Genomic DNA, 25,336 nt, shown 5'->3' with positions numbered 1-25,336 from the left:
GGCAGGCAGGTTGCGTACGGGCACACTGCTGCACGTCGGCGCCCTGCTGGCCGCTGTCGCGGTCGCCCTGTCCTTCCCGTCCATGGCCCCGAGCCCGTACGAGATCACCGTGGGCATCGCCATCCTCAACTACGCGGTGCTGTCCACCTCCTGGAATTTCGTCGGCGGCTTCACCGGCTACATCTCGCTCGGGCACGGTGCCTTCGCCGGACTCGGCGCCTACGGGACGGGGCTGCTGGTCACCAAGGCCGAACTCCCGCCGTTCGCCGCGCTGTTCGTAGCAGCCGCACTGGTGGCCGCGCTCGCCGTGCCGGTCGGCTACGCCGCCCTGCGCGTGCGCGGCGCCTCCTTCGTCATCGTCTCCATCGCCCTCGTCCTCATCCTGCTGCTGGTCTTCCAGAGCTGGGCCTCCTTCACCGGCGGCTCCAGAGGACTCGTCGTACCGCGGCCGTTCCCGGGCATGCTGCGCTCCGAGCACCACCGGACCTTCTACTTCCTGTTCGCCGCGCTGCTCGCGGTGGCCCTGCTGACCTGGTGGATCATCGACCGCTCGCGGTTCGGCATGGGCCTGAAGGCGATCCGCGAGGACGAGGACAAGGCCCAGTCCCTGGGCACACCCACCTTCGCCTACAAACTCGTCGTCTTCGTGGTCTCCGCCGCCTTCACCTCGCTGGCCGGCGGGCTCTACGCGCTCTGGTTCGGCGATCTCGACCCGGTCTTCCAGTTCTCCATCCTCAGCGGGGCGTACATGGTGCTGATGGCGCTGCTGGGAGGCGTACGCCATCTGTACGGGCCGCTGCTCGGCGCCGTGATCGTCGGGTACGCCCTGGAGTACTCCAAGGTCGAGTACGGCGACACCCCCCTGCATCTGGTCGTGGCGGGGCTGCTGCTGGGCGTCGTCGTGATGTTCATGCCGGACGGGGTCATCCCGGCCGCCACCGCGGTGCTTGGCCGCTTCCGCAAGTCCGGCGAGACCTCCATTCGCGAGGTGACCGCGGCCGAACTGAAGGAGCGGCACGGACAGCGCGGCGAGAAGGACAGAGACGGAACGGACGGTTCGGAGGTGAGGGACAGTGAGCGAAGCGGAAGCGGCGGCTGAGACCGGGACTCGGCCAAGCCTGGCAACCGTCGGCCTCAGCAAGGCCTTCGGCGGTGTCACCGCGCTCGACTCGGCCACCGTGACCTTCCACCACGGCAAGGTCAACGCCCTGATCGGTCCCAACGGCTCCGGCAAGACCACCTTCTTCAACTGCGTCACCGGGATGATCCGCGCGGACGCGGGCCGTACCACCTATCGCGGGCGCGACATCACCGGAAAGCCTCCGCACCGGATCGCCCGCGCCGGCATCGGGCGTTCCTTCCAGCTGTGCCGTGTCTTCCCGCGGATGACCGTGCTCGACAACCTCCTCGCCGCCGTACAGCCGTCCACCCTCGCGGGGCAACTCGCCCGCGCAGGCCGGAGGGAGGAGACCGAGCGGGCTCGTGGCTGGCTGTCGCGGATGGGCATCGAGCATCTGGAGCGGGCCGAGGCACGCCAACTCTCTTGGGGGCAACAGAAGTTGCTGGAACTCGCGGGTGTGCTGATGAGCGAGCCCGAACTGATTCTGCTGGACGAGCCGGCCGGAGGGGTCAACCCGGCGCTCATCGACCGCATCTGCGACCTGGTGCGCGAACTCAACGCCGAGGGACGCACCTTCCTGATCGTCGAACACAACATGGACCTGGTCATGGGCCTGAGCGACCACGTCGTGGTGTTCGACCGCGGCCGACCGATAGCCGAGGGCCCGCCCTCCGTGATCCAGTCCGACGAACGAGTCCTCGGGGCATACCTTGGCGTCTGACACTGGCACTGGCACTGCATCTCCCGACTCTCCGTTCCTCCTCGAACTCGACGACATACGGGCCGGATACGGCCGGGCGGCCCTGGTGCTGCGCGGTCTGACCGTCCGGGTCCCCGCAGGGGCGATCGTCTGCCTGGTCGGGCCGAACGGCGCGGGCAAGTCCACCGTTCTGAAGGTCGCCAGCGGACTCCTCGCCCCTCGCGCGGGCCGGGTCCTCGTCGACGGCAAGGACCTCACCGGCCATGGACCTCAGCGGATGCTGGCCGCCGGAGTCGCCCATGTCCTCCAAGGCCACAGCGTTTTCCGGGAGATGACGGTCGCCGAGAACGTTCTGCTCGGCGGCTACACCCTCCGGGACAAGCAACTCATCGCCGAGCGGGTGAGCTTCGTACGGGACCTTTTCCCGGTCGTCGGGGAGCGGTGGACGAGCCTGGCCGGGCTGCTGTCCGGAGGCCAGCAGAAGCAGGTGGAGTTCGCGCGTTCGCTGATGGTCAAGCCCCGGGTGGTGTTGCTCGACGAGCCGTCGATGGGGCTCGACCCCAAGGCGACCGGCGTCGTCTTCGAGCAGATCGTACGGATGCGGGACGCGGGCACCGCTGTCCTGCTCGTCGAACAGAACGCGCGGCGCGCCCTTGAGGCCGCCGACACCGGCTGCGTACTCGACCTCGGCCGGGTCCATGTCTCGGGCCCTGCACGGGAGTTGCTCGCCGATCCGCAACTGGGCGAGCTCTATCTCGGAGGCCGTCCCGCACGCCGATGACACGGCTCGTAGACACGCCTCGCAAAGGAGCGAGTGGATGTTCACGCAACGCAGGCGGAACACGGCGGTGGCTGTCGCCGCCTTCCTGACGGCCCTGACCGCTCTGGCCGCGGCACCTGCCGAAGCCGGGGTGGACCGGGGTGCCGTGCACCCGTCTCTCAGGCCGTACTTGGCGGCGTACTACGACTTCGAGCACCCGGTGCGCGGCAACCCGGCGAGGGAGCGTGACCAGGGTTTCTCGCGTACCGACATCGACCTGGTGGGCGGCGGTGCGGCGATGCGCACGCGGGACGGGGCGCACCGGGGCAGCCGGACCTCACTCCAGGTTCGGCAGGTGAACCCGGAGGCGGCCGGCAACGACGACTGGAAGGCGGGCGTGTACGGGGCCTCGGGTGTGCCGAGCCTGCGGTCCTTCAACGCCGCCAAGGGGATCACCGTCATGGGCTGGTTCAAGTCGACCGGTCCGAACCCGGGCCGGAACAGCAACACGGCCTCCCCGGACGACCACTACAACGCCGTCGGCCTGGCAGGCGTGCTGTCCGGGGACTCCGACGGCCACGCGGTCCGCGGCCTGCTGGAGATCATCGAGGTGAACGGCGAACTGCGGCTGGTCGCCCTCGGCCGGCGCATCGACGGGGCGAGCTCCCAGACCTTCGCCGCGTCCGGGGACTGGCGGACCCTGCTGCCGGACGGTGAGTGGGTGTTCCTCGCTGCGACCTTCGACTTCGACACAGGAGCCATGGCGCTCTACCGCAACGGACAGCGGCTGGAGGGTTTCTACACCGTTCCCGGCGACCCCTGGGACCTCTCGGGACCCGGACCGCACCGGGCCTCACCGACCGATCCCCGGGGCATCAAGATCGGCGGGAGCTTTCCGCAGAACACCGGTGAACGCAATCCCTGTGACTGCCGCATGGACAGCTTGATGTTCCTCAACCGTGCCGTGGACGGCGACCGGATACGGGCTCAGTACCACCTGTCGAACTCCGGCCGGCGCTGAGCGCACAAAAGGAGTGATACCGATGACCACATCCCCCGGCGTCAGACCGAGACCTCTCGTACTGGCCCCTCTCCTCGTCCTCTCCCTGCTGCTGTCGGCCCTCGTCATCTTGCCCGGCACGGCGCACGCCGCGGCCGAGCCCATCACCGACCCCATCCCCGAGCGGCCCGCCACCTCCGGTATCGGGCTGACCGTCGAGGAGTACGCCTCCTTCCCGAAGACCGAGCCGCCGCCCGGTCCGGTCACCGATCCACGGCTGGTACGGCAAGCCCGCATCAACTACTTGAGCGAACTCCCCGACGGTTCGGGCCGGATGGCCGTCCCCGACCTCAACGGCAAGCTGTATCTCGTCGAGGACGGCGGCAGCCCGCAGGTCTATCTCGACATCGCGGCCACCTTCGGCCCCGCGTTCTTCGCCAGCCGTGGCCTCGGCCAGGGCTTCGGGTTCGTGACCTTCGACCCCGGCTTCAGGCGCAACGGCCGCTTCTACACCGTCCACACCGAACTGGCCTCCGCCACCACCGCCGTACCCGACTTCCGGCAGCAGGCGGCGACCAACTACCACGGCATCATCACCGAGTGGACCGCCGACGACCCCTCGGCCGACACCTTCCAGGGCACCCGCCGCGAAATCCTGCGCATCGGTTTCGCGGGCACGATCCACGGTATCCAGCAGATCGACTTCAACCCCAACGCCCGGCCTCACACCCCCGATTACGGACTCCTCCATGTCGCCGTCGGCGACGGCGGCCAAGGTGTCAGGAACACCGAGCCGCAGGACCTCTCCCTCCCCCACGGCAAGATCCTGCGTATCGACCCACGCGGCACGAACAGCGCCAACGGCAAGTACGGCATCCCGGCGCGGAACCCGTTCACCCGCACCCCCGGCGCACTGGGCGAGATCTACGCGTACGGCATGCGCGACCCGCACCGCTTCAGCTGGGACACCGGTGGCAGCCGGCGCATGTACCTCGGTCACATCGGACAGCACGCGGTCGAATCCGTCTACGAGGTGCGCGCGGGCGACAACTTGGGCTGGAGCGAACGCGAAGGCGCGTTCGTCTTCGACAAGACGGCCGCCGACCCCTGCGACCAGATGCTCCCGCTCCCCGAGGACGACGAGAAGTACGGCTACACCTATCCCGTCGCCGCCTACGACCACGACCCGCCCGCCGACTGGAACTGCACCTCCGACGTGGGCCGCGCCATCGTGGGCGGCTTCGTCTACCGCGGCCACGACCTGCCCGAGCTGCGCGGCAAGTACGTCTTCGGGGACATCGTCGACGGCCGTCTGCTCTTCGCCGACGCCTTGGACATGCGGCGCGGGGAGAAGGAACTGGCCCAGCTCTACGACCTGATGCTGTACGACGCGAGCGGCAAGCGCGTCACCATGCGGGACCTGGCCGGGGACACCCGGGTGGACCTGCGCTTCGGACAGGACGCGGACGGCGAGCTGTATCTGCTCTCCAAGGCCAACGGCAAGATCTGGAAGGTCACCGGGACCCGGATGTTCGCCTCCTGCGACACGGGCGGCTCCTCTCTTCGCCATGTCATGGCCGGACGGAACTGGGCTCCTGTCACCCCGTCGAAGTGGCGGTTCCCGGGCCACGAGGCCGTCCTCGCCAAGCCCGGGGCCCAGCGGCCCGGCCCGCGCCGCCCCTTCGAGTACGCCGTACTGACCGCGGGCCCGGCGGCTCTGGGCTCCGTACGGATCGACGCCGAGGTGCGGATCGACACCCCCGTCGAGATCACCAACCGGGACGTGATCATCGTCTTCGACTACGAGTCGGACACGAAGTTCGCCTACGCCCATCTGTCGACGGACAACACCATCTATCCGCACAACGGCATCTTCGTGGTCAACGACGCCGACCGGCTCCGGATCGAGGACCAGTGGAACGGCAGGACGGGTGCCCCACCGGCCATCACCGACAGCGACTGGCACAAGGTGCGGGTGGTGCGCTGCGCGAGCAGCGGTGAGATCGCGGTCTACGTCGACGGCTCGAAACGTCCGCTGATGACCGCTGTCGACTCCACGCTCGCCTCCGGCAGGGTGGGTTTCGGATCGTTCGACAACATCGGGAGGCTTCGCGACCTGAAGGTCTCGTACCGCTGAGTCTCCTGCCGTTGAGGATGAGGGGCCTCGGTCTCAGACCGGGCCGAGGCCCTTCCCGCCCAGGTGTTCCAGGTCGGAGGGGCGGACCTGGATGACCACGACGGCGATCAGTGCGGCGAGCACGGCGAAGATCGCCGCCATGACGAAGGCGGCCGAGACACCGGAGGCGAGGACCTCGTCGGCCCAGGGCGGCGGAAGGTCCCCGGTGCGCTCGAACCGCGCGCGCTCCGCCGACGTCGCCTGTTCCAGGAAACGCGGAACCTGCTCGTCCGCCTCGTTCCGGCTGGCCGTGCCGAACACCGTGACCAGGATGGACAGACCGAGCGAGCCGCCGACCTGCTGGGTGGCGTTGAGGAGTCCGGAGGCGGCGCCGGTCTCGTGCGTGGGGACGTTGGAGAGCGCCATGAGCGTGAGCGAGACGAACTCCATGCCCATCCCCAGGCTGAAGACCAGGATCGGACCGAGGACGCTGCCCACGTAGGTGGAGTGGACGTCGGTCAGGGTCAGCCACGCCAGGCCGGACGCCGCCAGGATCCCGCCCACGACCATGAAGGGCTTGGGGCCGTATCTGGGCAGGAACCGCGAGGCCAGCCCGGCGCCGATCGCGATGACCGCGCTGACCGGCAGGAAGGCGAGACCGGTCTGCAGCGGGCTGAAATCCAGCACGTTCTGCGTGAAGAGCGTGAGGAAGAAGAACATGCCGAAGATCGCGGCGGCCAGGCACAGCATCATGCCGTAGGTGCCCGCGCGGTTACGGTCGGCGAACATGTGCAGCGGCGTGATCGGCTGTCTGGATTGCCTCTCGATCAGGATGAACACCGTGAGGATGACGACCGCCGCTGCGAACGAGGCCACCGTGAGCCCGTCCCGCCAGCCTTCCTGCGCGGCCCTGATGAATCCGTAGACCAGCAGCACCATGCCCACGGTGGAGGTCAGCGCGCCGGCGATGTCGAAGTGGCCGGGGTGGCGTTCGGACTCCCTGATCCAGCGGGGTATGGCGAGGGCGATGAGTAGCCCGATGGGGACGTTGACGAAGAGCACCCACCGCCAGTTCAGCCACTCGACGAGGACTCCGCCGGCGAGCAGGCCGATGGCTCCGCCGCCCGCCGAGACCGCGGCGAACACCCCGAAGGCCCGGTTGCGTTCGGGGCCTTCGCGGAAGGTCGTACTGACCAGGGAGAGGGCGGTCGGGGACGCGATGGCACCGCCGACGCCCTGGAGGGCGCGGGCGGCGAGGAGTTGGCCGGCGTTCTGCGCGAGCCCGCCGAGCAGCGAGGCGAACACGAAGAGCAGCACGCCGAAGATGAAGACGCGCCGTCTGCCGAGGATGTCGCCGGTCCGGCCGCCGAGCAGCAGCAGCCCGCCGAAGGTGAGGGTGTACGCGTTGACCACCCAGGACAGGCTGGTGGTGGAGAACTCCAGGGAGCGCTGAATGTGCGGCAGCGCGATGTTCACGATGGTGATGTCCAGGACCACCATCAGCTGGCACGAGGCGATGACCAGCAGAGCCATCGCGTTTCCGCCACCGCCGCGTTCCCGGGTGGTGGTCTGTGGTGAGGAGGCCGGCTGCGGGCTGCTGCTTCCGTCCACCGTTCGAAGCTACGCCCGTTCGGGGGACGTCACCACTTGGATCATGGCCCCGCCGCGTGGGGTGAGCCGGCGAGCCGGCTCACCCCGAGGAGCCGTGGATCAGCGTCCGGTGGCAGCGGTCCGGACGGTGGCCTCGTCCCACATCAGCGGTGTGTCGTCGAAGACCACCGCGATCTTGATCTTCTTCCCGCCTGCGATGGTCGCCGGGAGGGCCACGCTGCCCTTCTGGGCCTCGTCGAAGGAGACCTGGCCCAGGTCCGTGACCTTGCCGTCGGCTGCGAACACGTAGGCGTGGCCGGTCTTGTTCGCATGCAGGGCCGTGCCCGCGGGATCCGAGGCGGCGGCGTTCAGCGACACGGCGCCCTTCCTCCCGACGGTGCTCGCGGTCAGACGCTTGGACCGCGTGTCCTTCGTCAGGTCTGCGGCGGTCGGGGCCTGCTGGACGAGCTCCCACTCCTGGGAGCCGTCCGCGACCGCGTTCTGCAGGGTCAGCGGCGCACCGGCGGATGCGCCGGTCAGGAACACGTTGGTGTTCTTGGCCGCCTGGAACTTGTAGTAGCCGTCGGCGGTCTTGCTGAGGTTCCAGACGCCTGTGGGGCTGTTGTCGACCCACTGGCCGATCCGCTGGCCGACCGTCGCGTTCCCGGTCCAGATGCCTGCCATGCGGCCACCTGATTTGTTCAGTAGCGTCGTGCCGCCCTTCGGCGCGTTCACCAGGTGCCAGTACTGGGTGTCCTTGTTCGCCACCGAACCGGCGTCCTCCAGGCGGACGTCGGGAACGTCCCCGTTGCCGATGTTGGCGTCGTTGGTCTTGCCGCCGGTGCCGATGACCTGCCCGGTCTTGCGGTTCACGAGCTGGTAGTAGGCGCCCTCCGAGCGGCCTTGGTCGACCTCGGAGAAGGCGATCGTCGAGGTGCCCTGGTGGTTGAGGATCGAGATGCGGCCGGTGCCCTCGACGTACTGCAGGTTGCGGCTGTAGGAGGCCGGCGCGTTCGTCTGGTACTCCTTCCACACGCCGTCGCTGCGTCCGCTCTCGTTGACCCAGACGTTGCCGCTGCCGGCGGCGTTGTACACCAGGCGCCCGTCGGGGAGGTTGATGACGACCGGGCTGCCGTTGACCGCGAGCCTGCGGGAACCGGCGTCGACCGGCAGGGAGGTAACGGGGGCGTCCGTGGAGCCGCGGTAGAACTTCAGCGGGTCGTCGGCGATCACGTATCGGGTGTTGGTTCCGCCGCCCCAGTACTCGTAGGGGAGCAGCCACTTGCCGTCCGTCGTCGGGACGACGGTCGTCATGCCCGGCCGGCCGCCTCCGATCTGCGTCTTGTCGCCTCCCATGTCCTGGGTCAGGCCGGCGACGTCGACGACGGGCTCGCTCCACTGCGCGCTGCGGCCGTTCCAGGTCTTGTGGACGAGGATCTGGCCGTGCGAGTCCCGGGCGGTGTCGTTGTCCGGATCCAGCTTCGGCACACCGGTGACCGGGTCGAAGCCGAGGTAGTCGTTCTCGTCGGAGTAGTAGCAGACGAGTTGGCCCTTGTGGACCATCAGGTACGGCTCCCAGAGGGGATCGACCTGCTTGTACGTGTTCGCCTTGGCGACGTTCTTGCCGACCGCGCCCGCGCTGCCGCCCTGCCAGCCGCCTGTCGCGATGACGTTGAGGACTTTCCAGCTCTCGCCTTCGTCGGTGCTGGAGTACAGGGCGAGCGCCATGTCACTGCGGTCCCCGTCGTTGGACGGCGTCCAGTTCGGGTCGGCTGCCTTGTTCTCGAGGTAGTAGTGGTCGTCGCCCGTCACGATGGTCGCGAGGAGCAGCGTGCCCTTCTTCAGTTTGCCGACGTCCTGCGGAAGCGTGTAGAGGAACGGGCTCGCCCAGTTGCTCTTGTACTTCGCGTACTTGGGGTCCTTGGAGAGGTACGCCGGAGCCTTGACGTCCGCCAGTGGCTGCCACGAGGTTCCGTGGTCGTCGCTCTTGTAGACCGGCATGGTCTCTCGGTCGGCGCTTCCCGTCTCCGGGACGACCGTGGCCTTCTCGAACGCCGCGACGAGACGTCCGCTCTCCAACTGCGCCGACTTGACGTAGATCGCGCAGTTGCCCCGGCCCTTCAGGCACGGTTCGTCGCCGAGCTGGTACAGGATCCCGCCCGTCGGGTTGTACGCCTGCGCGCTGCTCATGGTCAGGCCCAGCATCGCTGAACCCGCGACGAAAGTTCCCAGCGCTTTGCCAAGTCTTCTTCTCTGCACAGCCCCTCCTCGGGGATCGAAAATGATCATGGTGATGCTCGTGAGGTTGGATCAGGGGGTGGATCGGAGGTGGATCAGGAGACGAGTACGCGTACGTCCCAGGCGCCGAGGTCCAGTGCCGTGCCCGCGGGGACGGACGTGCCGTTCAGGGCATCGGTCAACGCCATGGGAGCGGAGACGCGGGCGGGCTCCCAGCTCCAGTTGTGGACGACGTGGACGCGGCGCCCGTCGGTGGACGTACCGGTCGTCGCGGTGACCGATTCCGGCAGGTCCCGCCAGCCGTGGCGTGCGGAAGGTGCCAGCCAGGTCGCCAACGCGCGGGCGAGGGCGCGACCCGGGACCGTACCGACGTAGGTGACGCGGCCGTCGCCGTGGCGGCGGGTGGTGATCGCGGGCCAGCGGCCGAAGTGCGGGTGGTCGTACGCGGCCAGCGCCTCGGCGTCGGTGACGGTCAGGCCGTCGGCCCAGCGAGTTGCCGTCGCCTCCTGCGGCAGCTGAAGCGGGCTGCCGGCCACGGGGTGCACCGAGAGGTCGCGCGCGAGATTGCTGAACTCCTCGTACGTGACTCCCGCGGCCTCGGCCAGGCGTCCGGGCGCCGCCTCGTGCCGGGCCCGCGCCTCGTGGTCGGCGTATCCGGTACGGGGGCCGAGGACCAGGTGACCGCCCGCGTCGGCATAGGCCACGAGCCAGTCGAGAGTCGCGTCGGCGGCGATGTACAAGCCCGCTGCGACCAGCACGGGATGACAGCGTGCGGCCTCCTCCGGCGCCATGCCCTCCCCCTCGCCGCGCGGGTCGTGCAGCTGCCGGGCGTGCACGATGCGCACCTGGCGGCCGGCCTCGAAGGCGCCGCGGTAGAAGGGGTCGAAGATGCGGTGGTACGCGGCGGGGTCGGGGTCGCCGTCGGCGGTCGCGAGCGGGGGGTGCTTCTGCATGAGCCACTTGCTCGGCGTCGAGTAGACCATCGTGATGTCGGCGTCCGGTTCGAGCCCGGCGACGAGCGGGCCCGCCGCCTCGAACTCGGCGCCCAGGCGGGCGAGTTCGGCGTATGCGCGGCCGGGCTGTCCGCTGTGGGGAAGGACGCCGCCCCAGTAGGTCTCGGCGCCGAAGCGCAGCGTCTGCCACTGCCAGTACTCGATCATCCGCGCGCCACGCGCGACGTGCGCCCACGCTGCCTGCCGCCACTGGCCGTCGTAGGCGGGTCGGTTGTCCCACGGGGTGCCGATGCACTGGGCGTTGGTCTCGGTGACCAGGAACGGTTCCTGGCGGGAGGAGAACATCCAGTCCGCGGTCTGGTACATCGACCAGACGCCGGTGGTCTTCCAGATCTGCTGGTGGTCGTCGGGCGTGGGGTCGGGGAGCAGGAGGCCGTCCTGCATGTCGTAGTACGGGTTGCCGGAGGCGATGTCGAGCCGGGCGGACAGCTCGTCGTCCTCAACTCCCTGGCGGGTGTACGAGATGCAGGTGGTGACGAACTGCTCGGGGCGGACGTACTCGCGCACGATGTCCGCCTGCCAGCCGATGAACTCGGTGACCTGGCGAGCCTGGAACTCCCGCCAGGCGACGTCGTACTGAGGCTGGACGTTGCCGTCCGGAGTCCACAGGTCCGCCCACGTCGACAGGCGGTGGGACCAGTACACCAGGCCCCACTCGCGGTTGAGGGTCTCGATGTCCCCGTACTTGTCGCGCAGGTGGTCGACGAAGCGCTGGAAGATGCCTTGGTTGTGGAAGAGGTGCAGGCCCGGCTCGTTGTCGACCTGCCAGCCGATGACCGCCGGGTGGTCGGCGTACCGGGCGACCATCTTGCGGATGATCCGCTCGGCGTGGAAGCGGAACGCGGGGTGAGTGAAGTCCACCTCCTGGCGGGCGCCCCAGCCGAGGCGCTGTCCGGTGGCGTACTCCCCGGTGATCTCCGGGTACTGGCGGGCCAGCCACGGCGGCACCGCGTACGTCGGCGTGCCGATGATGACGGAGATGCCGCGCTCGTGGGCGCCGTCGAGGACCGGCTGGAGCCAGTCGAGGTCGAAGCGCCCGTTCTCCGGCTCCCAGGTCGACCAGACCGATTCGCCCACCCGGATCACGGTGAAGTTCGCCGCGGCCATCAGGTCGAGGTCGGTCTTGAGCTGTTCGTCGGGCCGCAGTTCGGGGTCGTACGCGGGCGTGTACTCGTGGTAGTACGCGGCTCCGAACAGGACGCGGGCGGGCAGTTCCGCCATGAAGCAACCTCCGGGAAAGTAGGGGGAGTTACTGCTTGACGCTTCCGGTCGCCAGGCCGCTCTGCCAGTAGCGCTGGAGCATGAGGAAGGCGATGACGAGCGGCACGATGGAGATCATGGAGCCGGTCACGACGAGCGGGAGCATGTCGCTGCTGGCGCCGCTCCCGCCGTTCTGCGCCTGGGCGGCCCAGGAGGAGAGGCCGACCGTGACGGGGTACAGGTTCGGGTCGCTGAGCATGATCAGCGGCAGGAAGTAGTTGTTCCAGGTCGCCACGAGCGTGAAGAGCAGGACGGTCACCAGGCCGGGGCCCAGCAGCCGGAGGGCGATCCGGAAGAAGATCCGCCCCTCCCCTGCCCCGTCGATGCGGGCGGCCTCGATGAGGCTGTCCGGGACCGCGTCGGCCGCGTAGACGCGCATGAGGTAGAGGCCGAAGGGGTTGACGAGGGAGGGCAGGATGATCGCCCAGGGGGTGTTGACCAGGCCGACCTCGGCGAACAGCAGGTAGGTCGGGATCGCCAGCGCGGTGGCCGGGACCATGATGGCGCCGAGTACGAGGTTGAAGGCGGCCCGGTCGCCGCGGAAGCGGAACTTGGCGAAGCCGTAGCCGGCGGCGGCCGCGATCATCGCCGCGCCGACCGCGCTGACGACGGCGTACACGGCGGTGTTGAGCAGCCAGTCGACGAAGACGCCGTCGTCCTGGGTGAAGGTCTGGCTGATGTTGTCCAGCAGTTGCGGGGCGCCGGAGAACCACAGGCCGAAGCTGTTGAACAGGTCCTGTGTGTTCTTGGTCGAGGCGACCAGCAGCCAGAACAGCGGGAGGAGGAAGTACGCCAGGGCCGCCAGCATGGCGATCGTCAGCGGGGTGCTGCGGCGGGGGGATGCGGACCGGCGCCGCTTCGGTGCGGTGGGGGCCGGGCCGTCGGCCGGTGCGGTCGTGGCCTTCGGCATGGTGGTCGTCACTTTTCCCTCCTTCGGTTCGCGGTGAGCAGCACGGCGTAGGAGGCGATGACGATGACCAGGCCCAGGAGGAAGGACACCGTGGCCGCGTAGTTGACCTGCTGGCCGGTGAAGGCGAGGGAGTAGGCGTAGAGGTTGGCGGTGTAGGAGCTGCTGATGACGTCGGGGGCGATCTTCATCAGCAGGCTCGGTTCGTTGAACAGCTGGAAGCTGCCGATCACCGAGAACAGCAGAGTCAGCAGAAGCGCGGGCCGCAGCGCCGGGAGCTTGATCGACCAGGCGACGCGCCAGGCTCCTGCGCCGTCCATCGCGGCAGCCTCGTACAGGTCGTGCGGGACGGTCCGCAGGGCCGCGTACAGGATGATCATGTTGTAGCCGACGAACTCCCAGGTCACGATGTTCGCCAGGCTGCCCAGCATCCAGCTCTCGCTGAGGAACTGCGGGGCCGGCAGGTCGAGATTGCGGCTCAGCTGGGCGAACGGACCGAAGTCGGGGCCGTACAGGTAGCCCCACATGAGCGCGGCGACCACGCTCGGGACCGCGTACGGCACGAAGATGCCCAGCCGGATCACGCGGGCGAGACGCAGCAGGCCGCTGTCCAGCGCGAGCGCGAACAGCAGGGCCAGCAGCAGCATCAGCGGCACCTGGATCACGAAGAACAGGGCCACGCGTCCGACGCCGTGCAGGAGTTGAGGGTCCTTGAGGGCGGTGACGTAGTTGTCCAGGCCGACGAAGACCGTGCCGCCGATGAGCTGTTCCTGAAAGAGGCTCAGGTAGGCGGCGTAGCCGAGCGGGGCGAGGAAGAGGAGGAGGAAGAGGATCAGGAACGGGGCTACGAACAGGGGTCCTGCCGAGCGGGTCCGGCGACGTGGCGACGGTCCCGCTCGGCGCGGCTTCCTGGCGGCGGCCGCGGTCGTGGCAGCCATCTCAGGTCCCCTCGACCGTGAAGCCCTGCTTCTTGGCGTACGCCGTGAGCCGGGACTGCCAGGTGCCGAGCGCGGCGACGGTGTCGGACTTGGCGGCGAGGGACTTGCCGACGGTCTCGGTCCAGTCGGTCGCCGCCTGGTCGAGGAACGGCGGCCACTGGAACTCGGGCGAGACCGTCTCACTGATGTCGGCGAAGATCTGGTTGACCTTCTGGCCGCCGTAGAACTCGGGCGCGCTGCCGGTGAAACTCGGGTCCGCGAGCAGGTCCTTGGTCGCCGGGAAGAAGAACTGCTTGGTGGCGAACATCTTGGCACTGGCCGGGTCGCTGTTGATGAACTGGGCGAACTGCGCCGCCGCGATCTTGTTCTTGGTGGCCGCGGTGACCGCGGTCGTGGAGCCGCCCCAGTTGCCGGAGACCGGCTTGGCGGCATCCCACTGCGGCAGCGGCGCCGCCCGCCACTTGCCGGCGGTGGGCTTGGCCGAGCCTGACAGGAAGGACGGGCCCCAGGCCGCGGTGAGCCAGGTGGCGTACTTGCCCTTGTTGAACCCGGCGTACCAGGGGTCGGTGAAGTCCGGGTCGGTGCTGATGACGCCTTCCTTCGCGAGCTCGCCCCAGTACTCGCCGAGCTTCTTGGAGACGGCGTCGTCCACGCTGATGGAGAGATTGCTCTTGCCCGAGGTCGCATACGGCTTGGCGCCCGCCTGCCAGAGCAGGCCGTGCCAGGCGGCGGGTTCGTTCGCCGCGAGGTTGGTCAGGTAGACGTCCGGGTCCGCCTTGTGGAGCTTGCGTGCGGCGGCCGCGAACTCCTCCCAGGTCTCGGGCACTTGGATGCCGTGCTTGTCGAAGATGTCCTTGCGGTAGAGCATCCCCATGGGGCCGGTGTCCTGGGGGATCGCCCAGACCTCGCCGCCCGGTCCGCTGACCTGTCCCCAAGTCCAGTCGACGAACTGGTCCTTGAGTGCCGTGGCGCCGTACGGGGCGAGATTCAGCAGGCTGTTGGTGATCGTGAAAGTGGGGATCGCCTGGTACTCGATCTGCACCATGTCCGGCGCGCCGGTTCCGGCCTTCAGCGCCGTACGCAGCTTGGTGTAGTGGGCGACGCCCTGGCCGGCGTTGACGACCTTGACCTTGATCGCGGGGTACTTCTTCTGGAAGAGCGCGACCTCCTGCTGGATGTCCGGGACCCAGGTCCAGAACGTCAGCTCGGTGGGCGTCTTCATCGCCTTGTCGATATCGGCCTGGCTCACCGGCTCGGCGGAGGAGGAGCCGGAGTCGCTGTCGCCGCTGCACGCGGCGAGTGCGGCGCCGAGGGACACCGCGCCGGTCGCGGCGAGGAACCGCCGACGGCTCATGGAGGACGTGGGAACGAAGGATCGGGGCATGGTGGACTCCCGCCGAAGGGCAGACGTTGGGAAGACGATGGGCAGAGGAACGGAGCGCCTGGCGAGGGCGCTGCGCATGGGTGGGAAGGGTGAGGCGCGAGAAGGGCTGAGGCGCGGACGTCGCTACCAGGGCATCGGGGTCGCCATGTTCGGGTTTGCGTCGCGCGGGGTGCGGCCGGCGCGTGCGTGACGTGCCGTACTGCGGAAGTCCACGGGCCGTAAGCCCACGGTCGTGCGAGGTTTTTGACGGGCGGTCAGAGTCCAGCGCAGGCGGCAGTCACCGCCCGGCCATGAGCGGGTGCCACTCGGGCGGCCGATGAATGCGGTTCAGTTGACGGTGGGCTCAGTTAATGGCGGGCGGCTGTCCCCGCCCGGAGGCGAGTGTGCCGAGCCGCTCGAGCCGGAGGCCGTGCGCCGCCCGCGTGCCGGGGTCTTCCGGGTGGGCGGGGGTGCGGTCGAGGCACGGACGACGAGTTCGACCGGCGGATCGTGCGCCGGCGCCGGCTCCGCGTCCGGTTTCTCGATGGCCTGCACCAGGAGCCGGATCCCGTCGTTCGCCACGGCGTCGAAGGGCTGGCGCATCGTGGTCAGTGGAGGAGTGACATAGGCCGCGACGGGGACGTCGTCGAAGCCGACGACACTCACATCGCCCGGCACCCGCAGACCGGCTTCCGTCAGCGCGCGGATCAGACCGATGGCCATGTCGTCGTTGGCCGCGAACACGGCGGTGACGTCACCGGCGGAGGCGAACTCACGGCCCGCCGCGTAGCCGGACTCGGCCGACCAGTCGCCCTCGATCACGGGCGGCTGTTCCCTGCCGCGCGCCGACAACGCAGCGCGCCAGCCCCCGAGACGGTCCCGGGCGGCGAACCACCCCTGCGGACCGGCGAGATGATGGACCGTCACGTGCCCTAGATCCAGCAGGTGTTCGGTGGCCGCCCGGGCCAGCGGCTCGGCGCCGACCCCCGCGGCCACGGTCCGTGAACCGCCGAACACCGCGGGCGCACCAAGGACGAGGACCGGCACGTCCACGCTGAGAGAGACCGATCCCTCGTCGATCGGTTCGGATACGACGATGCCGTCCACGCCCTGCTCGAGCAGTGACTCCACGGCCCCGGCGACGCCTCCCGGGTCGCCCTCCAGCGTGTTGACCACCCGGAGTGCGTAGCCCGCGTCCCGGGCGGCCCGCTCGACGCCGATGAGCAGCGTGGCGGGTCCGTACAAGGCGGTTCCCAGAGTGACCACGCCGATGGTGCGGGAGCGCCCCGAGGCCAGTGCCCGGGCCGCATTGTTCATCCGGTAGCCCAGTTCCTCGGCGGCTTCGAGCACCCGCCGGCGCACCTCGTCGGACACGTACCGCTCACCGTTGAAGACCCGCGACACCGTCTTCTGCGAGACACCGGCCAGCCGGGCCACGTCCACGCTGCGCGGCGCGGCGGGGCTTCCGCCCCGTCCTCCCACTCGCGTCATTGCGGTCTCCCGATGCTCGGCGGCTCAAATCCTAGCCAGTCATGGCCCGTTGCCCTGCAGCCGGCCCGACCGGTCAGCTGTATGACTGCGCTGTCATGACTGCGGTGTCATGTCTACGCAGTCGAACAGAACGTGTCAAGACTTCACGCAACATCGCGGCAACCCCGCCGCAACGCAGGGCCCCGCTGGATTCCCTACGTGGGTCGGTGCCCTGCAAAGCCAGGGCCGCCCCCTGAGGGGGACGTCGCGGAGCCCTACGGCGTGTCCGGCGGATCAAGGACGGACCGGGAGGTGGTGAGCCGGGAAAGAACCGTCGGCCGGGATGAAGCCGCTCGTCGCCAGGATCCCTCCCGTGTCGGCGAGCTCCTGGCAGGTCGCGCACGTCCCGTCCTTGAGCGGCCATCCGGCGCGGACGGTTGGGCGGGTCAAGGACGGCTCAAGGCCGTCAGTTCTGGCGCGTCTTCTCGGCGGCCATGGGTAGTTCCAGGCGGGGCCCGTTGAATCGTTCGCGCAGGAGCCGGTCGTGCGTCACCACGACCAGCGTGCCGGTGTAGCGGGCCAGGGCTGCCTCGATCTCTTCCACCAAGGCGGGGGCCAAGTGGTTCGTCGGCTCGTCGAGCAGGAGCAGATCGAGTGAGCCGGCCGTCACGAGCCGGGCCAGTTCGAGCTTGCGGCGCTGCCCGACGGACAGGTTCCGTACGGGAACATCGAGGTCGGCGGCGTGGAACAGGCCGAGCGCAAGGAGTGCGTCGGCGTGCTCGTCGGGCTGCCCCGCCCTGTCGGCTGCGAATGCCGCGAGCAGCGTTCGGGCATCGAAGGCGTCGTCGGGCGCGCTTTGCTGACGTAGGAATCCAACCCGGCGCGGTCGGCGGACGATACCGGCGTCAGGCGTCAGTTCCCCTGCCAGCAGCTGGAGAAGGGTGCTTTTGCCGGCACCGTTGGGGCCGGTGATGAGGAGGCGGTCACCAGGGGCGAGTTTCAGGGACGGAACGTACAACCGCCCTTCGACCAGGACGTCTTCCAGGTGTGCTGCAGTTGATGTTTCCTCGGCGGCCGGCGTGCCTTCGACGCGGCCTGTGAACCGCAGTGGCTGCGGAGGTGGCGGCACAGGGTGCTCCGTGAGCCGTTGCAACCGCTCGCGTGCGTTCCGGATGCGGCTCTGTGCGCCGTGCGCCCGCGAGCGTGCCCGGAAAGCGCCGGCGCCGCTGAACGCCCACGGCCCCTTGCGGGGGATCTCGGCCAGCATCCCGATACTGGAGTCGGCGAGGTGTTCCTGCCGGGCGACCTCATTGCGCCATTGCTCGTGATCCCACGCCCACCGGGCCCGGGCCGCCGCCTTGGCGGCGAGAAAGCCGGCGTATCCATTGCCGTAGCGCCGTACCGTGCGTTGATCGTGGTCCGCTTCCAGGATGGTGTCGGTGACGCGTTCCAGGAACGCCCGATCGTGCGTGGCCACGATGACCGTGCCTCGATGACGGTGCAGATGCCCTTCGAGCCAGGCCACGGCCTCGTCGTCCAGATCGTTGGTCGGCTCGTCGAGCAGCAACAGTTCGGGGGCCGAAGCCAGGGTCGCGGCGAGCGCGAGCCGGGAGCGCTGCCCTCCGGAGAGGGTGCTCAGCACACGCTCCCGGTCCAGTGGCGCGTGCTCTCCGAGCCGGCGCAGGCTCACCTCGACCCGGCGATCCGCTCCGTATCCGCCCCGCGCATCGAACTCGGCCACCAGTGCGGCGTAGCGCTCGAGCTCAGCGGGGCCGGCCGTGCCCAGTGTGGCCTCGGCGACACGAATACGGTGCTCCAGGGCGCGCAGTTCGCCCAGTACGTGATCCACGGCATCGCCCACGCGCGCCGAACCGGGCAGATCGAGAGTCTGGCGAAGGTGGCCGATCCCGCCCGGTGCCATGACGGTCAGGCTGCCGTTGTCGACGGGCTCCTGTCCTGCCAGCAGCCGCAGGAGCGTGGACTTCCCAGAGCCGTTGTCCCCGACGATCCCGACCTTTTCGCCCGGTCGGACAGTGAGAGACACGCGGTCCAGCACCATGCGGTCGCCGTAGTGCTTGGTCACCTCGGCAAGAGCGATCTGAGACGTCGTGAGAGGAGAAGCAGTGACGGTGGTGCGGGCGGAAGCACAGTGCAAGGGCAGTCCTTTGCTGGGTGAACAGGATCGTGCGGCAAGCAGAGGGAGCACCAGCTGCCGACCGACGAACAAGAAGTTAGACGATACGGTCCGTCTCGTCAAGGGTCTTGAAGTAGCCCGCCGGACAGGAGCCGGTGGGGCTCGGTCCTGTCCGGCGGATCATGGGCGGGAGTCGTAAGCGGATCGCTGCTGCGGCGACTGCGCCATGGAAGACGAAGGCCCCTATCGGGGCAGCCCACCGTCAATGAGAGCAGGCTGCTCCCGGATCACCCCGCTCTTCGCTCATTGATTTCAGAGCATGATGAGCAGACGCGTCTTCGGCTTGAGCTTCCTGTTCACCGAACGACTCTGTACGTACACCTCCAACTTGGGATTGTTTCCCGCCTTCACGGAGACGGTCCCCTGGACGTCCGTACCGAACAAAAGGCTGCGCGCCGCGTCGCCCGTATAGGCGCGGTCGGTGTCTTTCTCGACCACGATGACTTCCTTGTTCTGCTGAACCTGAGCCCGGGCGCCCAACTGGTAGTAACACGAACCACGTTCGTACGTCACGCCCGGATGCGAGTTGACGAAGGGGCGAATCTCGACCTCCTTGTCGACTTTCAGGATCCGGTACTTGTCAGCCGGGATCGGTTCGAGGTTCGCCCGCACTTCGTCAACCGATATGTCCTGACCGACGGTGAACAGGTTCTTCGTGCCGCGCACCCCCTGCTCTCGCCCGCGGAGGAAGCTGGTGGCGGCAGCGCGCACGGTGCCGATCGCCTCCTCGACGCCCTTCTGGGAGTCCGCATCCCAGATGGCGATGTTCCCGGCCGGAAAACCGTAGTTCTGGGCGGTGCGCTTGGCCAGTGAGTTCGGAACGAGGATCGCGGAAGTCCAGTGGCCCGGAAGCCTGCCCATCTTCGCCGCGATCCTGTCGAGCCAGGGGCCAAGGATGGCCATGTCGCCGTCGTGCCGCCTGTCGCCGCCGGAGGCGTTCTCCTCACCATCCGTCACGACGATCTGGAGGAAGCTGTGCTCGCCGTATTCCTCCCAAATATGACCCAGGTCATCCAGGGACTTCAGAGAAGCCTCGATGAGGGCCGTAGCGCCATTGTTGACCTGGTACAGCCCCCGCATGGACGGCAGATGTTTTACGTCCATGTCCCAGACCAGATTCTCCACCCTGTGGTCGAAGGAGTAGAGGCTGATCCGCGTCTCATGGCCAAGGCTGTCGGATTCGGCCTTCAACCCCGCCACGAACTCGTCCACAACTCGAATGAGTTGACTCTGGTGCGGACGCATCGAACCCGAACAGTCCACTACCAGCGCGACGTGATTCACCTTGTGCTGGATCTTGTTTGCGGACACGTTTGTGCTCCCCCTCCGAGGTTCCCCGAGTGATGTCTTCACTCTATGGGGAGGCACTGACAACGGCGTTTGACGCTCAATCACATGCCTGTATCCAGTGCCATGTCCGGCATCCAGGAGACGCCCGGCGACCGTCCATGGCGGCTCACGGGAGTGGTCGCCTGGCTGGGGGTGCCCCCTCTGGGGGAGCATCGGCGCCCGCGGCCTGACCCATCAGCATCTGACCGTCCTGGACCGGGCGAGCGGCACGTACGTGATCCGCCGCACGGTCCCGCACACCCACCCGGGCCCGACCGGATCGACCGAACCGCAGGCATCCGCCGTGGACCGGACGAAGGCGGGGCCGACGAGAAACCGCCCTGCGCCCAGGCAGCGACGCAGGGTCCCCACCCCACCCTTGACGGCGCCCCTGTCCCAGAGGTGGCCGGCTGTCGGCCGATCAATCGAAATACGACTCGAGCGTGCCGCGACGCCGGATGTCGAGTGTCGCGCAGTGGAACGATCCGCCGAACGGCGCGTAGTGCAGCAGGTCGCACGGGATCGGCTCGAACCCCCATTTCTCGAGGGCGCGCAGCATGCCGGTGTGATGCCGTTCCGCGATCACCCGTTTCTCGTCGATCATGAGAATGTTCATGCTGAGCCACTTGCCGCACATCGAGGTGACCTTGAGCAGGCGCTCGTCGATCGGGGTGGGCTCCGGGGCGATCAGGATGTCCCACGAGCTGAGCACGTCGGGCAGGCGGTCGACATCGATGTACTCGGGATTGACCAGTACCTTGCCGGGCGAGAGCAGGACGAACGTCGTATCGATGTGCATGGGCGTGCGGCAGCGGCTCTCGATCTCGTGGATGCGATAGCCAGGTCCGAGATGGCGGCGCAACCACTCAATACCCATGCGATTGGTGACATTGCTCCGCGTGACGAACAGGTCGCGTCCCGCGCGCACGAAATCTGCCGCGTCGAATACGGGCTCGAACTCGGTGAGGATGTGCCACATCGGTTCGCCGGCCTCGGGGATACGGAAATTCGACTCGAACAGTTCGTCGGTGAGCTGCGGCTCGGGAGCCGCCGTCCAGCGCGCGCCACGCCGGAAGTAGTCCTTGAGGATCGGGCGATAGGAGTGCGTCTCGAAATACCGGCACGGCCACGCCATCGGGGTCTCGATGATCTCGTCGCCGATCACGAGCATGCTGTCCCGCGGGCAGGTGTTGCAGAATCCGCGCGACGACCAGTCCGGAGTACCGAAGCGTCGCCTGTGGTCGACCGGGTCCGGGCGCCGGACCGTGATGCCGAGGGACTGCAGGAGGGTGACGAACTGGTCGAGCTCTTGCTGCGCCCGTTCGATCAGCACGCGCGGATATCTGAAACCGGCGGCAAGCCCCAGCAGCCGCGCCGCCCACGGCGGCATATTGCAGTCCACGACCGGATGCTTGGAAGGGAACGCCGCGCCATCGAGACACCCGACGATGACCTCCTCCAGCGGATCCCACTCGTTATGCGAATTGACCGGCGATACGAGATGCTCCGCAGCATTGTCAGGGATACGGGCATTGCCGTCGACCGCCGTCAGAATGCCGGGCCTCCGCACTACCGCCATGCTCAACCGCTCCTGATCGCAGAAACTCTTCATCACCCTCTTACCCAAACCTTCTTACCCAACGTGCCGCTCAGAGTGGCGTGCTGAAGCACACCAGAAGGTCGGCCATGGTCGCCGTTCAGACTGAACGGCGTCCGCTCCCCCGCCCGTTCCCCAGGTGGGAGACGAACCAGTGCCGAGCCGCAGTAGCCGTTTCCTCCAGGGCCCCTGGCTCATGGAACAGATGCGTCGCGCCGCGCACGACATGGATCTCGCTCGGCGCGCTGAGCCTTCCGGCCGTCTCCTGGTTGATTCGCGAGTCCGGCTCGTCATCGCCGCCGACGATGAACAGCACCGGAGCCTGGACGCTCTGCAGCGCGTCGTACGTCAGGTCCGGACGCCCGCCTCGAATGACCACGGCCGAGACACGTCGGGGCCGCTCGGCAGCCGCCAGCAGAGCCGACGTATCGGCACCGAACAGACACACCGGAACATCGGCGGTCTCCGGCCGCTGCTCCAGCCAGTCGATGGCAGCCACCAGCCGCTGGGCCAGGAACGGGATGTCGAAGAGATGCCGGGCCGAGCGTGCGTCCGCTCGTTTCTCCAGTTCAGTGAGGAGATCAAGGAGAAGCGTGCCCATTCCTGCCCGGTGGAACGTGTCGGCGAGCTCGCGGTCGCGCGAACTGCCCCGGGAACTGCTACTGCCCTCGGTGATGACCACCACCGACCGCACCGGGCCGGGGACGACCAGATCGCCTGCGAGCGGGGCCCCACGTGCGGGTACCAACACCAAGTCGGAGATCATCTGCTGCCTCCCAACGTGATCCTCGTTGGGCTTTTTGTGCCCGGGTACCCAAGGACAGATCCGGTACGCGCCGCCGGACACCAGGCGGGTGGATCCCCCCACCACCATGGCCCCACCGACGCATTCGAGCCGGCCGCAGCACGTCCCGGATGCGGTCCTGGACCGCATCCGGGAGCGCGGGCGCCCTGCGCGCCGGCCCGGTGGTGGTCCTGGACGAGTGATCTTCCTGGGCGACCTCCTGCGCATGGCAGTCCGGTGCCCTTGGTGCCGGAACCGCACAGGCCCGTGGTGTCAACGCACGCGCGTGTACTGGTTCACGCCGCCCACCAACGCCACCATCGCCCGCCCCTGCAGCACGAGGACATCCAGATGCGCCGCCGTCTCGTTGACCGCGAGCATCTGATTGAAGGCGCTGAGCTCGCCGAACGGCACCGCCCGGCGCGTCCAACCGAGCTTGCGCGCCACCGCGTGGGCGTCGAGCGTGTCCTCACCCAGCGCCGTCAGGCTCTTGGCCAGCCGGTCGTCGTGGTGGGCGAGCAGTTCGGCGACCCGGGTGTGGGCACTGTCGGCGACCGGCCCGTGCGCGGGCAGCAGGCGGGCGTCGGCGTACCGGTTCATCAGCCGCAGCGAATCCAGGTAGTCGGCGAGCGGCCGGCCGCCCGGTTCGGCCAGCTCGAAACCGATGGACGGGGTGATGTGCGGCAGGACGTGGTCCCCGGAGAACAGCAGCCCCCGCTGCTCGTCCAGGAACACGACATGTCCCTTGGTGTGTCCGGGAGTTGGTACGACATGCAGTTCGCGCTCGCCGAAGCGGAGCGTTTCGGCGGCGAGCCAGTGATCGGGGGCCTCCCACACACTCGGGTCGTAGCCGCCGTGGTCCATCGCCTGGATACGGTCGGCGAGTTCGCCGGCTCCTGCCCTGCGCAGGGTCTCCAGTGAGCCGGCGGGTTCGTCGCTGCGCAGTCGGTCGAGCATTTCCAGGCCCGGGCGTTCACCCGCGCCGAGGTAGACGCGCGAGCCCAGCAGCCGGCGCAGTTCCACCGCGTTCGTGTAGTGGTCGCGGTGGATGTGGGTGACGAGGATGTGGCTGATGTCGCCGAGGTCGCGGCCGATGGAGGCCATCGCCTCCTCCAGCGCCTTGCGCGCCTCGGGGATCGCCCAGCCGCCGTCGATCATGACGAGGCCCCCGTCGTCGGCCAGGTCCTCCAACAGATAGACATTGACGGCGTGCAGGCCGTCGTTGGGGAGTGGCAGAGGAACGCGATGCACCCCGGGCTGTACGGTCTGGACCCCGGCGGCGGCCCACGGGCCCTGGTCGAACCGCGCTGTCATGTTCCTCCTCCTTGATGTACCGCCGTGGATCATGCCCGATGGCACGCGCGACGGCACATTTCGCAGTGTGTTGCCTCGTCAGGTCCGGTCGACCATAGGGGAATTCAGTCTGACGGCCAGGTCCCGGGCCCCTCTCCGGTCGAGCTTGCCGACCTTGGTCTGGGGCAGTTCGTCGACGCCGAAAACGAATTCGGGCCACTTGGTCTTGGACAGGCCGACGCTCTCCAGGTGACCGGTCACCTCGGCCAGGTCGATGCCGCCGCCGTCCTCGGTGACGACGAGCAGCGCCACGCGTTCGCCGAGGACGTCGTCGGGAACCGCCGCGACACAGGCCCTGGCCACGCGCGGGTAACTGGCGACCGCGCGCTCTATCTCCGTGATGTCGATGTTGCGGCCGCCGCGGATGATGATGTCCTTCTCGCGGCCCATGATGCTGATGCTGCCGTCCTCGTGGGTCATCAGCAGGTCGCCGGTGGGCAGGTAGCCGTCCTCTGTCAGCGCCGGCGGATCGACCTTGCCGTCGCGGGCGTAACCGAGGAAGAGGGAAGGGCCGCGCACCTGCGCCCGGCCGGTCACGCCCGGTCCGGCCACCCGCCCGTCGGGGGTGAGAGCGCGCACGTCCGTGCCCGGGAAGGGCCGGCCGTCTCGGCCGAGCCGGATCTCCTCGGGGTCGTCCGGGCTCGGCGAGGTGTGGCCGAGGCACTCGGACATACCGAAGACGCGGAGGATCCTCGTGCCCAGGGACTGCTCGGCCCGGGCCAGGGCGCCGCGGTCCATGGGCCCGCCGCCGACGGTGATCGACCGGACCCCGCGGAGGATGCCGGAGCCGGCCGCCTCGGCACCCATCTGCAGCGCCATGGTCGGTACGCACATGGTCCAGCGGACGTCGGCGTCGGCCATCCGCCGCAGTGCGACGGCCCTGTCCCACTTCCCCGTCATGACGAGCGGCCCGCGCAGCAAGAGAGAGAGGTAGACGCCGAAGCAGTACGCCGCCGTCGACGACAGCGGCACGATCGCGGCGACGGCGTCGCCGGGCGACAGGCCGTTGACGGTCATGGTGCTCGTGGCGGCATAGCGCAGGGCCTGCTCGGACTGTACTACGCCTTTGGGCCGCCCGGTCGACCCGGAGGTGAGGCCGATCAGGACGCCGCCGGACCAGCGCGACACCTCGCGCTTCTGGGGTGCGGACAGGCACGTCCAGCCGTCGAGCACCGTCTGTGCCGGTCCCGGCAGCCGTTCGGCCACCGCCCACTCCTCCATCGCCGAGGGCTCGGCGACGACGGCGTCCGGGCGGATGTCCTCCCAGGCCGCGGTGAACTCGGCGTGTGTGGTGTGCCGATTGACCACCGCGATCACCCCGCCGCTCAGGCCCACGGCGAGGGTGGCGGCGACAGTACGCCATGAGTTGTCCGCCTGGACCAGGACCGTGCCGCCCGCTTTGCCGGCCGTGCCGGTGGACAGGGCCCCGGCCAGCCGTGTGGCCTCGTCGAGCAGTTGCCGGGCCGTATGGCTGCCCGTGTCATCGATGACGGCAACGAAGTCGGCCTCGTCCGCCTTCTCTTGGAACTCCCGCACTACCTGTCGCATCTCGTCCCTCGCTGCGCTGTGCCGAACTCCGTCTACTGAACGCTGCGGTGCCTGCT

Annotated in this window: 17 protein-coding genes and 1 pseudogene; 5 read left to right on the top strand and 13 right to left on the bottom strand. The window is 68.6% G+C overall.

Annotation, left to right across the window (positions count from 1 at the left end):
- Positions 1 to 10: 10 nt before the first annotated feature.
- From IEZ21_RS16795 to IEZ21_RS16775, 5 genes are read left to right on the top strand one after another with little or no spacing between them, the layout of a single operon-like run.
- A complete protein-coding gene (locus IEZ21_RS16795; RefSeq protein WP_213089308.1) occupies positions 11 to 1,099 on the top strand; it encodes a branched-chain amino acid ABC transporter permease in 1,089 nt (362 codons plus the stop codon).
- Positions 1,074 to 1,841 (top strand): ABC transporter ATP-binding protein, encoded by a 768-nt coding sequence (locus IEZ21_RS16790; RefSeq protein ID WP_189322696.1) that lies wholly within the window; start codon positions 1,074 to 1,076, stop codon positions 1,839 to 1,841. Before IEZ21_RS16795 ends, IEZ21_RS16790 begins: the two co-directional genes overlap by 26 nt.
- Positions 1,831 to 2,601, top strand: a complete 771-nt coding sequence (locus tag IEZ21_RS16785; protein ID WP_189322695.1) for an ABC transporter ATP-binding protein — start codon at positions 1,831 to 1,833, stop codon at positions 2,599 to 2,601. Before IEZ21_RS16790 ends, IEZ21_RS16785 begins: the two co-directional genes overlap by 11 nt.
- A gap of 37 nt (positions 2,602 to 2,638) precedes the next feature.
- On the top strand, positions 2,639 to 3,601 hold the full coding sequence (locus IEZ21_RS16780; RefSeq protein WP_189322694.1) for a LamG-like jellyroll fold domain-containing protein: 963 nt from the start codon (positions 2,639 to 2,641) through the stop codon (positions 3,599 to 3,601).
- A 22-nt stretch (positions 3,602 to 3,623) separates the two neighbouring features.
- A complete protein-coding gene (locus tag IEZ21_RS16775) occupies positions 3,624 to 5,717 on the top strand; it encodes a PQQ-dependent sugar dehydrogenase (RefSeq protein ID WP_189322693.1) in 2,094 nt (697 codons plus the stop codon).
- A gap of 33 nt (positions 5,718 to 5,750) precedes the next feature.
- Here the strand turns inward: IEZ21_RS16775 and IEZ21_RS16770 are convergent, their stop codons facing one another.
- From IEZ21_RS16770 to IEZ21_RS16710, 13 genes and pseudogenes are all read right to left on the bottom strand, one after another.
- Positions 5,751 to 7,229 (bottom strand): MFS transporter, encoded by a 1,479-nt coding sequence (locus IEZ21_RS16770; RefSeq protein ID WP_189322899.1) that lies wholly within the window; start codon positions 7,227 to 7,229, stop codon positions 5,751 to 5,753.
- 516 nt (positions 7,230 to 7,745) lie between these two features.
- Positions 7,746 to 9,491: pseudogene (locus IEZ21_RS16765) on the bottom strand (RICIN domain-containing protein); the annotation flags it as partial.
- Positions 9,492 to 9,619: 128 nt separating this feature from the next.
- Positions 9,620 to 11,758: a beta-galactosidase gene (locus IEZ21_RS16760; RefSeq protein WP_189322691.1), complete on the bottom strand. Its 2,139-nt coding sequence runs from the start codon at positions 11,756 to 11,758 to the stop codon at positions 9,620 to 9,622.
- 28 nt (positions 11,759 to 11,786) lie between these two features.
- The gene (locus IEZ21_RS16755) at positions 11,787 to 12,719 is read right to left on the bottom strand and encodes a carbohydrate ABC transporter permease (RefSeq protein ID WP_246567814.1); all 933 of its coding nucleotides are present in this window, start codon (positions 12,717 to 12,719) and stop codon (positions 11,787 to 11,789) included.
- Positions 12,716 to 13,642 carry a carbohydrate ABC transporter permease gene (locus tag IEZ21_RS16750; protein ID WP_189322690.1) on the bottom strand — a complete coding sequence of 309 codons (927 nt, stop codon included), beginning with the start codon at positions 13,640 to 13,642 and terminating at the stop codon, positions 12,716 to 12,718. The genes IEZ21_RS16755 and IEZ21_RS16750 overlap by 4 nt, the downstream gene beginning before the upstream one ends.
- Before the next feature lies 1 nt (position 13,643).
- Entirely contained in the window at positions 13,644 to 15,026 is a 1,383-nt protein-coding gene (locus IEZ21_RS16745; RefSeq protein WP_189322689.1) for an ABC transporter substrate-binding protein, read from the bottom strand.
- Positions 15,027 to 15,353: 327 nt separating this feature from the next.
- Complete coding sequence (locus tag IEZ21_RS16740) at positions 15,354 to 16,496, bottom strand: LacI family DNA-binding transcriptional regulator (protein WP_189322688.1); 1,143 nt, start codon at positions 16,494 to 16,496, stop codon at positions 15,354 to 15,356.
- A gap of 445 nt (positions 16,497 to 16,941) precedes the next feature.
- Positions 16,942 to 18,630: a ribosomal protection-like ABC-F family protein gene (gene abc-f / locus IEZ21_RS16735; protein ID WP_373302238.1), complete on the bottom strand. Its 1,689-nt coding sequence runs from the start codon at positions 18,628 to 18,630 to the stop codon at positions 16,942 to 16,944.
- 291 nt (positions 18,631 to 18,921) lie between these two features.
- Positions 18,922 to 19,980, bottom strand: coding sequence for a vWA domain-containing protein (locus tag IEZ21_RS16730; protein ID WP_189322687.1), 1,059 nt, complete (start codon positions 19,978 to 19,980; stop codon positions 18,922 to 18,924).
- Between the two features lie 439 nt (positions 19,981 to 20,419).
- Complete coding sequence (locus IEZ21_RS16725; RefSeq protein ID WP_246567848.1) at positions 20,420 to 21,577, bottom strand: amidinotransferase; 1,158 nt, start codon at positions 21,575 to 21,577, stop codon at positions 20,420 to 20,422.
- 118 nt (positions 21,578 to 21,695) lie between these two features.
- Entirely contained in the window at positions 21,696 to 22,361 is a 666-nt protein-coding gene (locus IEZ21_RS16720; RefSeq protein ID WP_189322686.1) for a dienelactone hydrolase family protein, read from the bottom strand.
- A gap of 291 nt (positions 22,362 to 22,652) precedes the next feature.
- Positions 22,653 to 23,693 (bottom strand): MBL fold metallo-hydrolase, encoded by a 1,041-nt coding sequence (locus IEZ21_RS16715; RefSeq protein ID WP_189322685.1) that lies wholly within the window; start codon positions 23,691 to 23,693, stop codon positions 22,653 to 22,655.
- Positions 23,694 to 23,771: 78 nt separating this feature from the next.
- The gene (locus IEZ21_RS16710; protein ID WP_189322684.1) at positions 23,772 to 25,280 is read right to left on the bottom strand and encodes a class I adenylate-forming enzyme family protein; all 1,509 of its coding nucleotides are present in this window, start codon (positions 25,278 to 25,280) and stop codon (positions 23,772 to 23,774) included.
- Positions 25,281 to 25,336: the final 56 nt, after the last annotated feature.

The organism is Streptomyces flaveus (assembly GCF_014647675.1).
GTDB lineage: Bacteria > Actinomycetota > Actinomycetes > Streptomycetales > Streptomycetaceae > Streptomyces > Streptomyces flaveus.
The sequence above is the reverse complement of the archived record's forward strand: the minus strand, read 5'-3'. Positions and strand labels throughout refer to the sequence as shown.

Coding starts and splice junctions, on each gene's coding strand:
- IEZ21_RS16780 (WP_189322694.1), top strand. CDS start 2,639: ATGTTCACGCAACGCAGGCGGAACACGGCGGTGGCTGTCGCCGCCTTC.
- IEZ21_RS16775 (WP_189322693.1), top strand. CDS start 3,624: ATGACCACATCCCCCGGCGTCAGACCGAGACCTCTCGTACTGGCCCCT.
- IEZ21_RS16770 (WP_189322899.1), bottom strand. CDS start 7,229: ATGGCTCTGCTGGTCATCGCCTCGTGCCAGCTGATGGTGGTCCTGGAC.
- IEZ21_RS16760 (WP_189322691.1), bottom strand. CDS start 11,758: ATGGCGGAACTGCCCGCCCGCGTCCTGTTCGGAGCCGCGTACTACCAC.
- IEZ21_RS16750 (WP_189322690.1), bottom strand. CDS start 13,642: ATGGCTGCCACGACCGCGGCCGCCGCCAGGAAGCCGCGCCGAGCGGGA.
- IEZ21_RS16745 (WP_189322689.1), bottom strand. CDS start 15,026: ATGCCCCGATCCTTCGTTCCCACGTCCTCCATGAGCCGTCGGCGGTTC.
- IEZ21_RS16740 (WP_189322688.1), bottom strand. CDS start 16,496: ATGACGCGAGTGGGAGGACGGGGCGGAAGCCCCGCCGCGCCGCGCAGC.
- IEZ21_RS16725 (WP_246567848.1), bottom strand. CDS start 21,577: ATGGCGGTAGTGCGGAGGCCCGGCATTCTGACGGCGGTCGACGGCAAT.
- IEZ21_RS16720 (WP_189322686.1), bottom strand. CDS start 22,361: ATGATCTCCGACTTGGTGTTGGTACCCGCACGTGGGGCCCCGCTCGCA.
- IEZ21_RS16715 (WP_189322685.1), bottom strand. CDS start 23,693: ATGACAGCGCGGTTCGACCAGGGCCCGTGGGCCGCCGCCGGGGTCCAG.
- IEZ21_RS16710 (WP_189322684.1), bottom strand. CDS start 25,280: ATGCGACAGGTAGTGCGGGAGTTCCAAGAGAAGGCGGACGAGGCCGAC.